5 protein-coding genes are annotated in these 11,594 nt (G+C 69.6%); 2 read left to right on the top strand and 3 right to left on the bottom strand.

What is annotated here, in order from left to right:
* Together AC5P74_RS11690 and AC5P74_RS11685 are read left to right on the top strand one after the other, a co-directional pair.
* Positions 1–2,040, top strand: coding sequence for an FUSC family protein (locus AC5P74_RS11690; RefSeq protein WP_053496746.1), 2,040 nt, complete (start codon positions 1–3; stop codon positions 2,038–2,040).
* A gap of 94 nt (positions 2,041–2,134) precedes the next feature.
* Positions 2,135–2,530: a hypothetical protein gene (locus AC5P74_RS11685; RefSeq protein ID WP_070488814.1), complete on the top strand. Its 396-nt coding sequence runs from the start codon at positions 2,135–2,137 to the stop codon at positions 2,528–2,530.
* A gap of 127 nt (positions 2,531–2,657) precedes the next feature.
* Here the strand turns inward: AC5P74_RS11685 and recD are convergent, their stop codons facing one another.
* From recD to recC, 3 genes are read right to left on the bottom strand one after another with little or no spacing between them, the layout of a single operon-like run.
* Positions 2,658–4,538 (bottom strand): exodeoxyribonuclease V subunit alpha, encoded by a 1,881-nt coding sequence (recD, locus tag AC5P74_RS11680; RefSeq protein WP_206620861.1) that lies wholly within the window; start codon positions 4,536–4,538, stop codon positions 2,658–2,660.
* Positions 4,535–8,215: an exodeoxyribonuclease V subunit beta gene (gene recB / locus AC5P74_RS11675; protein WP_188250464.1), complete on the bottom strand. Its 3,681-nt coding sequence runs from the start codon at positions 8,213–8,215 to the stop codon at positions 4,535–4,537. The genes recD and recB overlap by 4 nt, the downstream gene beginning before the upstream one ends.
* Positions 8,212–11,559, bottom strand: coding sequence for an exodeoxyribonuclease V subunit gamma (gene recC / locus AC5P74_RS11670; protein WP_053496742.1), 3,348 nt, complete (start codon positions 11,557–11,559; stop codon positions 8,212–8,214). Before recC ends, recB begins: the two co-directional genes overlap by 4 nt.
* Positions 11,560–11,594: the final 35 nt, after the last annotated feature.

Genomic DNA, 11,594 nt, shown 5'->3' with positions numbered 1-11,594 from the left:
ATGAACGCGCTGACCGATCGCCAGGCCTGGCTGTTCTCGATCAAGACCTACCTGGCCGCGGTGGCCGCGCTGTACATCGCCATGGCCGGCAACCTGTCGCGCCCATACTGGGCGATGGGCACGGTGTACATCGTCAGCCAGCCGCTGCTGGGCCCGACCCGCGCCAAGGGCGTGTACCGCATTGTCGGCACCCTGGTGGCCGGGCTGGCCACGCTGCTGGTACTGCCGGCGCTGGTGGAAACCCCGCTGGTGCTGAGTGCGGCGATGTCGATCTGGCTGGCCGGTTGCCTGTTCATGGCCCTGCTCAATCGCGGCCCTCGCGGCTACGCGTTCCTGCTGGCCGGCTACACCACCGCCTTCATCGGCTTCCCGGCGGTAACTTCGCCGGAGACCATCTTCGACACCGTGGTGGCGCGCAGCGAGGAGATCATCCTCGGCACAGTGGTGGCGGTGCTGTTCGCCTCGCTGCTGTTCCCGGCCTCGGTGCGGCCGATGCTGCGCGCCCGGATCGGCAACTGGATGGAGGACGCTGCGCAGTGGTGCCGGCAGATCCTTGAGCGTGGCCGCGCGCATGCGCCGCGCAACCGGCTGGCTGCCGACCTGGTGCAGTTCGAGGCACTGATCGAGTTCCTGCGCCGCGACGATCCACGCCATGCCGGGTCTGCGGTGTCGATGGAGCGGCTGCGCGAGCGCATGCTGTTGCTGTTGCCGGTGTTGTCGTCGATCGCCGATCGCCTGAGCGCGCTGCGCAGCGATGGGCAGGCCCTGCCGGATGGGCTGCCGGCGCTGGTCGACGACATCCGCGAGTGGCTGGATGGCCCGACCAACGCCAGCGAGTACGCGCGGCTGCGCGCGCGCATCAGCGCGCTGAAGCCGCAGGTGGACCGCGACCTGCAGCACCTGCAGCTGGCCAGCCTGCTGCTGCGCCTGGAAGAACTGGTGGACCTGTGGCAGGACTGCCGCACCCTGCAGCACGCGATCGACCAGGGCACGGCGCCGTTGGATCGCGCGCACTACCGCATCCGCACCGAACGCGTGGCCGCCGACAAGCACGTCGACTACGGCATGGCGCTGTTCTCCGCGCTCAGTGCCGGCGTAGCGCTGATGAGCTACTGCGTGCTGTGGATCGCGCTGGGCTGGGAAGGCGGCGGCAACGGCGCGATGATGGCGGCGGTGACGGCCGCATTTTTCGCCGCACAGGACGATCCGGCCCCCAGCATGGTGCAGTTCCTGGTGTGGGCGATGGTCGCCTCGGTAGTGGCGGGCGTGTACCTGTTCGGCGTGTTCCCAGCCGTGCACGACTTCGGCCTGCTGGCGCTTGTGCTGGCGGTGGCCTTCCTGCCGCTGGGACTGCTGCTGCATCATCCCAAGAGTGCGCTGTTCGCGCTGCCGCTGACAGTCAATCTGGCTGCGTTGCTGAGCCTGCAGAACACCTACAGCGCCAACATCCAGACCTTCCTCAATTCGTCGATCGCGATGTTCATCGGCATTGGCTTTGCAGTGGTGATGACCCGCCTGTTCCGTTCGGTGGGTGCCGAGTGGACCGCGCGCCGGCTGGTGCGGCAGGGCTGGACCACGCTGGCCGAAGCCGCCGAAGGACGTGGCCAGCAGGATCGGCAACGCTTCGCCGCACGCATGCTCGACCTGCTGGGCCTGCTCGCACCGCGCCTGGCAGCGACGCCGGAGGGCAGCGACATCGCCTCCGTGGACATGCTCAACGAGGCGCGCATCGGCCTGAACATCCTGCAGCTGCGTCGTGCACGGCTGGAACTGCCCGAGCGCAGCCGCGAAGCCGTCGAGCACATCCTGGAAGAGATCGCTGGGCACTACCGGCGGCAGATCGCGGCGCGCAAGCCGATTGCTGCAGACCAGGCGCTGCGCGAGCGGCTGGATACCTCGCTGGGCCGGGTTGGCAGCGTGGCGGCGTGCAAGGCCCGCGACGAGGCGCTGATGGGCCTGATCGGCCTGCGCTTCGCGCTGTTCCCGGAGGCCAAGGCGTTGGCGCCGGGATGGGTAGGCGCCGAATCGCCGTCCGTGTAATGCGATCCGCCGGGCGCGGCCCGGCGCTACCATCGTGGTTCGGTAGCGCCGGGCCATGCCCGGCGGCCACTCGCGATCCCCACAGGACGGTTCAATGAGTTACGACATGATGGTGTTCGAGGCCAGCGCCGCGCCACGCGAGGCGGCGGCTTTCATCGCCTGGTTCGAAAAGCAGACGCAGTGGAACGAGCGCCACGAGTACGACGACCCGGCCGTCAGCAGCCCGGCGCTGCGAGCGTGGTTTGCGGAGATGGCACAGGAATTCCCGCCGTTGAACGGACCACTGAGCAACGACGATGACGACCGCGCCGAGGTGACCGAGTACAGCATCGGCCGGCAGGTGATCTACGGCGCATTCGCCTACTCGGTGGCCGAGCGCGCGCACGGGCGGGTGCAGGATCTGGCCGAGAAGCACGGCGTGGGCTTCTTCGACGTGAGTGCGGATGAAGCGGCGATCGTGTTTCCTGATGGGTTGGTACTCATCGCGTAGATCCACGCCATGCGTGGATGACCACCAGAACGATCGAAGCGCGCTTTTGTAGAGTCGAGCCACGCTCGACTCCGTGGCCCATCAGCCGGGCATGGCCCGGCTCTACAGGCAGCGCATCACGCCCGCGTCAGAACAACGTGCCCTGCACCGTAGGCTGTTCGATGCGCGCCGGTTGTTCGGCCACATCTTCGGCACCCAACCGCCAGGCCAGGCCGCCCAACCGGCTGGCGTGGCGTTTCAGTGCGGCCTGCAGCACGTCGGCGCTGCTGGCCACATGCAGTACCTGGCGGGCGCGGGTCAGGCCGGTGTAGACCAGCTCGCGCGACAGCACGCGGCTGTCCTGGCGTGGCAGCTGCAGCCACACTTCATCGAACTCCGAGCCCTGTGCCTTGTGCACGGTCATCGCAAAGGCGCTTTCGTGCGCGGGCAGTGCGGCCGGGTGGAAGGCGCGTGGCTGCTCGACGGTGTCGCCCGGGAACCAGGCCACCATCGCGCCGCTGTCGTCGCGCAGGCAGATACCGATGTCGCCGTTGAACAGGCGGTGCCGGTAGCTGTTCTCGGTGACCAGCAGAAGGCGGCCCTGGAAGTAGCCCGGGGTATTGCCGGCCAGCAGCTGCTCGATACGGCTGTTCAGCCCGCGCGCACCTTGCGGGCCTTCACGCAGCGCGGTCAGCACGCGCAGGCGACCGGCCTGCTGCAGGGCACGTACCGGATCCGCGGCCTCGGCCAGTGCACGCCAGTGGCCCAGCAGGTGCTCACGCTGGCCACGCAGCGGGTCCGCCTCACCTTCGTGGAACTGCACGCCAGCCAATCCACCACCGCGCAGCAGCTGCAATGCAGTGTGGCTGTCACCTTCACGCACGGCATGCGCCAGCGGTGCCAGGTCCAGCGCATCACTCTGCCGGTAGCCGCGTTGCAGCTGCACGCGACGGCCGGCGAAGGCGCGTGGTGCGGCCTGCGGCTGCAAGGTGGCTGGTGCCAGCAGGCCATGCAGCGCCAGCGCATCGTCGGCGCGGGTGCCGATGCCATCGCCGCTGGCGCGCAGGATCGCGCTGAGCACGTCACCGGCTTCGACCGAGGGCAACTGATCGGGATCGCCGAGCAGGATCAGCCGGGTGCCGCTGGCGATCGCGTCGACCAGCTTGGCCATCATCGGCAGATCGATCATCGACGCTTCGTCGACCACCACCACGTCCACCGGCAGCGGGTTGTCGGCGTGGTGGCGGAAGCGTGGTGAGTCGGGAATCACGCCGAGCAGTCGATGCAGGGTGGTGCCGCTGCTGGGCAGTGCCGCGCACAGCGTCGGATCCAGTCCCTGTTCCTGCAGGCGTTGCACGGCCATGCGCAGGCTCTCGGCCATCCGCTCGGCGGCGCGACCGGTGGGCGCGGCCAGCGCCACCTCGGGCAGCGGCTGGCCGGCGTGCCGGGCCTGCGCGGCCAGCAGCAGCAAGAGGCGTGCGATGGTGGTGGTCTTGCCGGTGCCGGGGCCGCCGGTGACCAGCGCCAGCGGATGGCGCAGCGTCACGCCGGCTGCGCGTGCCTGGTGATCTTCGCCGTGCGATGCGTGCGGGAACAGCTGCGCGAACAATGGCGCCAACGCTGCCATGTCCGGCGCCGGCAGCGGATGCCGGCCGATGCGCTGCAGACCGGTGGCCAACTGGCGCTCGTACTCGCGGTAGCGGCGCAGGTACAGCAGCCCGTTCTCCAGCACCAAGGGGGCATCCCCGGCGATGGCGTCAGCCTGCTCCGGTGTGGCCACCCATGGCGATGCGCGCAGCTGCGCCAGCCAGGCCTGCGCGGCGGGCCACTCGGGCACGCCTTCCAGCAACCGCTGCGGTTGTGCCGGATCGAACGCGGCGTGGCCCTGGGACACCGCCAGCGAAGCCAGCGCCGCCGCCAGTGCCACACTGTCGGGCGTGTCGTCGCGCAGCCGCTGCAGGCTGGTCGCCAATGCGTGGTCGAGGGTACGCAGCAGGCCCTTCTGATGCAGTTCCTTCAGCAGGCTCATGCGCTGGCTCCACGGGCACGCGCGGCGAGCTGGGCCTGGGCCTGCTCGCCGCCGGCGAACAGTGCGTCGAGTGCATCCACCAGCGCGAACGGGAAACGATCCACGTGCACGCCGTTGCCCGTGCCATCCAGGCCGCGGCAGAACAGGTAACGGATACCGCCCATGTCGCGCTCGTAGTCGTAGGCGGCGCCCAAGCGGAAGCGCAGCCAGCGATGCAGGGCCACGGTGTAGATCAGCGCCTGCAGATCGTATTCGCTGTGGCGCATGGCAATGGCCAGCAGGTCCGGGCTGTAGCCGGGCAGGCGGTTGGACTTGTAGTCGAGCACGTACCACCGGCCATCACGCACGTAGGTCAGGTCGATCATGCCGGTCATCAGCCCCTCCAGGCGGCGGCGCTGGCCGAAGCCGCGGCGGCCACTGGAAACACCATGCGCATGCAGCACCTGCAGCAGCGCCGGCACGGTGGTCGCCTCGATGGCGAAATGGAAGTCGATTTCGGCGCGGCGCTCGCCTTCACCGAGGCTGTGCAGCGCACCGCCTTCGGGCAGCGGTACGGTCAGCGTGTGGCCCACCAGCGGCACCAGCACCGCCACGCCATCGTCCAGATCGACGTCGGCATAGCCCTCATCGTGCAGCGCCTTGCGCAGCACCTCGGCCTGGCCCTCGGGAGCTTCCCGGCCTGGTTGCCAGTCAGCCCATGCGGCGAAGTCGACGTTTTCCATTGCCTCGTGCAGCACGTTGCCGAAGCGGCTGCCCATGAAACGCGGGTCGAGCGGCGCGCTGTCCTCGGCCGCCGCGGCGGCTTCCGGCAGTGCCGGTTCCAGCGGCAGCTCCGGGCCGGTGGGTTCGTCGGCTGCCGGCGCCGGCAGCGCGGTGGCAGCGGCTTCGATGTCACTGCCCGCGCCGGCATCGGCGTGGGCCAGCTGGGTGAAGCTGTACACCCACCAGTCGTGCGGAACGCGCCGGGTCAGTGCACGCACCGCCGGAAGATCCCCTTCCACTTCGGCCGCCAGCTGCGGCAGCGCAGCCGGTACCTCACTGTCATCGATGCGCACATCGGCATGCGCGCGCAGCGCCTGCAGGTCACCCAGCAGCGGTGCCAGCCGCGTCCTGCCGAGCCCGGCCAGATCACCCACGGCGATCCACAGCGCGTGCTCGGCGCGGGTCAGGCCGACATACAGCAGGCGCGCATCCTCGGCACGCTGCTCGCGCTCGCGCTGCGCAGTGGCCGCTTCCCAGGCCTCGTCCTTGCCCAGCTTCCAGTGCAGCTGGCGCTGGCCGCCCACATGCACCGTGCAGTGCGAGGCGGTGTTGGGCGCACCGCCGTCGATGCCCACGAAGGGCAGGAACACCAGCGGGTACTCCAGGCCCTTGCTCTTGTGCAGGGTGATGATCTGCACGCGGCGCGCATCCGATTCCAGGCGCAGCAACTGCTGCTCGTCATCCTGGTCGGCGCTGGCCATCTGGCCCTGCAGCCAGTCCAGCAGGCCGTGCATGCCCAGCGCCTGCGCCGAGGCTTCCTGCAGCAGTTCGCCCAGCTGCAGGTAGTTGGTCAGGCGGCGCTCGCCATCGATCAGCGCCAGCAGGCGTTCGCCCTGTGCGGCGCAGACGTCGGCGATCACCGCGAACGGGCCGCCGCGCTGCCAGCGCTCGCGCCAATGCAGCAGCTGCGCCTGGAACCCGCGTTGCAGGTCGCCCTCGCGCTCCATCGCCGCGATCGCACTGGCGCGCTGGCCGAGCAGTACCGTGGCCAGCGCTGCGCGCAGGCGACCTTCGTCCGCCGGCTGCAGCAGCGCCAGCAGCAGTGCACGGAGATCACGCGCTTCGCTGGTGGCGAACAGGCTCTGCTTGCCCGCTGCCACGGCAGGAATGCCGACCGCGGCCAGCGCGCGCTGCACCAGCGTGGCCTCGCGATGCGAGCGCACCAGCACCGCGATGTCACCCGGCTGTACCGGGCGCCCACGCAGAACAGCACTGCCTGCACGTGCCGCGACCAGGATCTGGTGGATCGCCGCCACACAGGCCTGGGTCGCTGCTTCGCGCGAGGCATCGGCACTCATCGCCTTGTCACCGCCACTGCGCAGCACGCGCAGGGTGAGTGCCGGAGCGGCATGGCCATCGCGCTGGTAGTCCGCATCGCTGCGCACGCCACCGGGCCGCACCGGCTCGAACTGGATGCCACGCTCGAGGAAGGCGTCTTCGCCACCGTTGTCGTACAGCGCCTGCAGCGCGCGCAGCACGGCCGGTCGCGAGCGGAAGTTCTGGTCAAGCACCGGCGCCTGTTGCGCTACCCGCTTGGCCTTCAGGTAAGTGTGGATATCACCGCCGCGGAAACCGTAGATCGCCTGCTTGGGATCGCCGATCAGGAACAGCGCCGGTGCCAGGCCGAGCTCGCGCACCTCCGGTGAATCGCCGAACACGGTGTGGAAAATGCCCCACTGACGGTCGTCGGTATCCTGGAACTCATCGACCAGCGCGATGCGGTACTGCGCGCGCAGCTGCTTGATCAGTGCCAGCCGCTGCGGGCCTTCCAGGGCCAGTGCCACGCCATCGATCAGATCGTCGTAGGTCTGCACCCGGCGGGTGCGCTTCAGCGCCTGCAGGCGCTGTCTGGCTTCGTCGCGAAGCACGTGCAGGAAGTTCAACGCGGTGGCACGCAGCCAGGCATCGCGTTCGGCCAGAAGCGCGACATAGCGGGCCAACGGCGCCTGCAATGGCGACGATGGCGTGCGCTCGGCGAATTTCTTGTTGGTCTTGGCTGCCAGCGCCTCCGGCAGCAGTGCCGGCAGGCGCTCGCTGGTCAGCAGCTCGCGCGGGTCGGCGCGCTCGGCCCAGCCCAGCAGTTGCCGGCCCAGCGGGTGCAGCCAGCCCAGCTTGTAGGACACGCCGTTGATCCATTTGTTGTCGACCGCATCGCAGAGGTCGATGAAGAACTGCTCGCCATGCTCGCGCACGCTTGCGGACAGCTCTTCGGCAACACTCTGCAGGGCGGCCTGCGGATCGGGCAGCGCCACCGCCTGTGGCAACGGGTGCAGCGGCGGCGCGGCCAGCAGCGCGCGCAGATCGGCGGCCAGTGCGTCCGGGGTGGACCACAGCCAGGTCAGCGGTTCCAGCGTGGCCGGGTCATTGGCATGTACCCGCCAAAGGTCGGCCGCGAGCGCTTCCAGCAACTCACGGTCGCTGGCCAGCAGCTCCGGTGGATCGAACGTGTGGCCGCTTTCCAGCGCGTGCTCGCGCAGCACGCGGGTGCAGAAACCGTGGATGGTGAAGATGGACGCGAGGTCGATCTCATCGGCGGCGACCTGCAGGCGGCGCTTCAGTGCGGCGGCGCGCTCGGTACCTCCCTGCAGATGCCGCAGCAGCACCTCGCGGGTCAGCCGCACGTCCGGCGCTTCGCCTTCGACCGGTTCCAGATCGACCAGTCGCGCCGCCAGCGCCAGGCGCTCGCGGATGCGCTTGCGCAGTTCCTGGGTAGCCGCATCGGTGAAGGTCACCGCCAGGATCTGTCCGATGCGCAGGCCCTGTTCCACCACCAGGCGGGTAAACAGCGTAGCCAGGGTGAAGGTCTTGCCGGTACCGGCACTGGCTTCGATCAGGCGGATGCCATCCAGCGGCAGGGCCAGATAGGGATCGACCGCCATGCACTGGGCTCGCTCATCGATGAAGGCGGGGCTCATGCGCTGCCCTCCTGGCGCGTTTCGGCGCCGAGGGTGCGGCCTTCGCGCACCGCGCTGAAGACCACCTGGCTGTTGCGCAGCAGGTCGGCATAGCTGGCATCGGAGGCGAACGGGTCGGCACCCCGCAGCAGCAGCTGCCAGGCGTCGCTGCTGGATTCACCCCAGCTGCGGTCGCTGCCATGCCACTGCTTCCAGCCCTCGCTGCGCTGTTTCTCTGCCGGCGCGTTGTACAGCACCCAGCCGGTATACGGGGCAAAGCGCAGCGGCTCACGCAGGCCGCGCTGGCGCAACTGCAGCAGCGCGCGCAGCGCCGCGCGTGCAGCAGGCGCGCTCAGTGCCGGCAGTACATGCGGGCCGGGACCGGCGTCGCCGCCATCGTGGAACTGCACAAGGGGCAGTGCGTCGCCGGCGGCGTTGGCCAGCAGCCAGTCCAGGCCCTGGCGGATCACTGCATTGCCATTGAGCGTGCCGGCGCGCAGCCGCACCAGGCCTTCGGGATGCCGATCGGCCACGCGGCCGTGCAGGCGCACGCCATCGATGTCCACTTCGTAGCGACGGCTTTCCAATGGTTCGCCCTGCATCCAGCCCAGCAGCGCACTGGCATACGGACGCGTCTTCAGCTGCTCCACCTCGAACTGGCGCTGGCCCAATGGACCGGACGGCAACAGGCCACGCGCGCGCAGCCGCGGGTACAACGGCTCGGTATCACCGCTGAGCGTTGCGCGCACCACCGCCGCCTGCACGCTGCGCTTTTCCGGGCCGCGCGATGACAGCACCAGCGGTTCCAGGTCATCAACTTCCCCGGCATCGTCGGCCAGGCGCAGGCCCAGCGACTGTGCGAGGAACTGCCCGGCCGGGTCGCACAGGAAGCGGCGCAGGGTGTCGAGCGCGAGCTCGTCTTCCACGGCATCGTCGGGCGGCGGCGGCAGCGGGGCATCGAACCACGGCTGCAGGCCACCACGCTGGCCGGTGAGGCGGCCGGCAGCGGGATGCCATTGCCGCCGATAGCTGAAGCGGCGTGGATCACCCTCTCCGAACGCCGCCGGTGAGAACGGCTGCAGTGCATGGCGCACGGTAAAGTCGCGGACCGCCGCAGGCGGATCGAGGTGATACGCGGCGGCGGCATCGATCAGTTCACTGACCAGCACCGACGGCTCACGCACGCTGCCATCGCGTGGATCGGCGCCGAGGTAGCTGAGGTAGAACACCTCCTGCGCGGCGGCGAACAGCTGCAGGAACAGGAAGCGGTCGTCTTCGCGAGTGGAGCGATCGCCCGGGCGGCGGCGCGGCGTGTCCAGCTCGGCGGTGAGCTGGTTGAGGCCCGCGGCCGGGTCACGGCGCGGGAAATCGCCGTCATTGAGACCGAGCACGCAGATCACCCGGAACGGCAGCAGGCGCATCGGCACCATGCGGCCGAAACTGATGCCACCGGTCAGCAGCGGCGCGCGCGTATCGGCCTCGCCCAGTACGCCGGCGAAGTGCGAACGCACCACCTCAGGCGGCACGCCGTCTTCGAAACCGGCCTTGGCGGCATCGTCGGCGAACTGGTTCAGCAGCTTGCGCAGCCGCTCCAGGGCGCGCTGGCTGTTGGGTGAACTGGGCGCAGTCGGCAGCAGCGCGTCCAGCAGCGACAGCAGCCGTTGCCGCCACTGCGCCGGGGTCAGCAGCTCGCCGAGGCGACGCTGGTAGACCGCCAGCACGCGCAGCAGCCGCAGCAGCCGGTCCAGTGCTTCCAGCGCGCCGCCTTCCAGTTCGATCCACGGCGCCACGCCGGCCAGGTCCGCCTCGCTGCCGGTGGCGTGACCGAGCACCAGGCGGTCCAGTGCAAACTGCCAGGTGTAGGCGTCGTCGGCCGGCGCCTGGTGCTGGTTGCGGTGCTTCGCATCCAGGCCCCAGCGTGCGCCGGCCTGCTGCAGCCAGCCATGCAGCCGATCGAAGTCCACCGCCTCCAGTCCGGCCGCTTCGGCCAGCGGCGCGCTGGCCAGCAGGTCAAGCACTTCATTCAGGCCAAAGCGCGATACCGGCAGGCCCAGCAGGTGCACGAACACATCGGCCAGCGGCTCGCCCGCGAGCGGACTGCTGTCGGCCAGCGCGTAGGGAATGTGCTCGTCCTCCCCCCCGCGGCCGCCGAACACCGCCTCCAGGTACGGCACATAGGGATCGATGTCCGGCGCCAGCACCGCAATCTCGCGCGCCTGCAGCGGCGGGTCGAAGCGCGGGTCCTGCAGCAGGCTGCGCAGCTGGTCGTGCAGCACCTGAAGCTCGCGCAGCCGGGTGTGGCAGGCATGCACCTGCAGGCTGGGGTCGTCGCTGCGCAGCCCATCGCGCAGCTCGCCCGAGGGCAACGCGCGGCGATGGAAAAGATCGCGCTGCAGGCGATGCAGCAGGCTGTCGGACAGGCCGCCTTCGTCAAGGGTCGGCCGGGTGTCTTCTTCCGGATCCGAATACGCGGCAATCTCGCCGGCCGGGTGCACCACCTCGTAGCTGCCCAGCACCGCCATGAAGTCGCGGCCGGCCGCACCCCAGGCCTCCAGCAGGCGGTTCTCACCGGCCGCTTCACCGAAGGGATCGGGCGCGCCGCTGCGCAGGCGCTCGGCCAGCGTCTGCAGGTCACCCCAGTACGACTGCACCGGAGTGGGCATATAGAAGTGCAGCTCGCCCACCCGCGCCTGGGTGGCCATCACCCGCAGCACGTCGGGCGAGATGTTGAGCGTCGCGAACGCGGACATCCGCGGTGGCAGGCCCTGCGGCAGCGGCTGGCCGGCACCCTCGAAGCGATCCAGGTACGCCTGGATGCGGCGCGCGCGGTAGTCGCGGCCATGGGCGATGGTGCGCCAGAGGATCGCCTGCGGGTCGGCCGGGTCGGTGCCGGCCTCCCAGCGCAGCAACCAGTCGCGGCGCCAGGCCTGGTACTTCTCGAACACCGACGCCAGTTCACCGGCCAGTGCCCACGGCTTCAGGGCGTCGCCGCCGGCAAGATAGGACTGCAGCGCGCGCATCGGTGGCTGCGCCAGCAGCGCCGGGTCGCGCAATGCCTGGTAGAGCTTCCAGTGCAGGCCCGCGGCGTCCAGGTCGTCGCGTTCGCCCGGCACATTGGCATTGAGTGCACGGGCAACGAATTCGCCCGGGGTCAGGAACTCGAGGTTGGCGGCCACGCCATATTCGGCAGCGAGTGTCGCTTGCAGCCAACGCCGCATCGCCACCTGCGGGATCAGCACCACCTCCGGCGCGAGCAACGGCTGGCCCGGAACCGGCACACGTACGTTGCGCGCCAGCAGCGCAGCCAGCACGTCCAGGGAGTTGGAATGGTAGAGGCGGAAATCGCTGCCCGGGTCACTCATCATGCACAGTGTGCAGCACGGCAGGCAGTATTCAATGG

The sequence above is a fragment of the Stenotrophomonas sp. YJH_SMC_94-11 genome, assembly GCF_059370435.1.
Note: the sequence above shows the minus strand (reverse complement) of the source record. Positions and strands in the feature narration are given on the sequence as shown.

Bases quoted from the DNA above. Each gene is read 5' to 3' on its own strand.
- AC5P74_RS11690 (WP_053496746.1), top strand. From the start codon at position 1: ATGAACGCGCTGACCGATCGCCAGGCCTGGCTGTTCTCGATCAAGACC.
- recD (WP_206620861.1), bottom strand. From the start codon at position 4,538: ATGAGCCTGCTGAAGGAACTGCATCAGAAGGGCCTGCTGCGTACCCTC.
- AC5P74_RS11685 (WP_070488814.1), top strand. From the start codon at position 2,135: ATGAGTTACGACATGATGGTGTTCGAGGCCAGCGCCGCGCCACGCGAG.
- recC (WP_053496742.1), bottom strand. From the start codon at position 11,559: ATGATGAGTGACCCGGGCAGCGATTTCCGCCTCTACCATTCCAACTCC.
- recB (WP_188250464.1), bottom strand. From the start codon at position 8,215: ATGAGCCCCGCCTTCATCGATGAGCGAGCCCAGTGCATGGCGGTCGAT.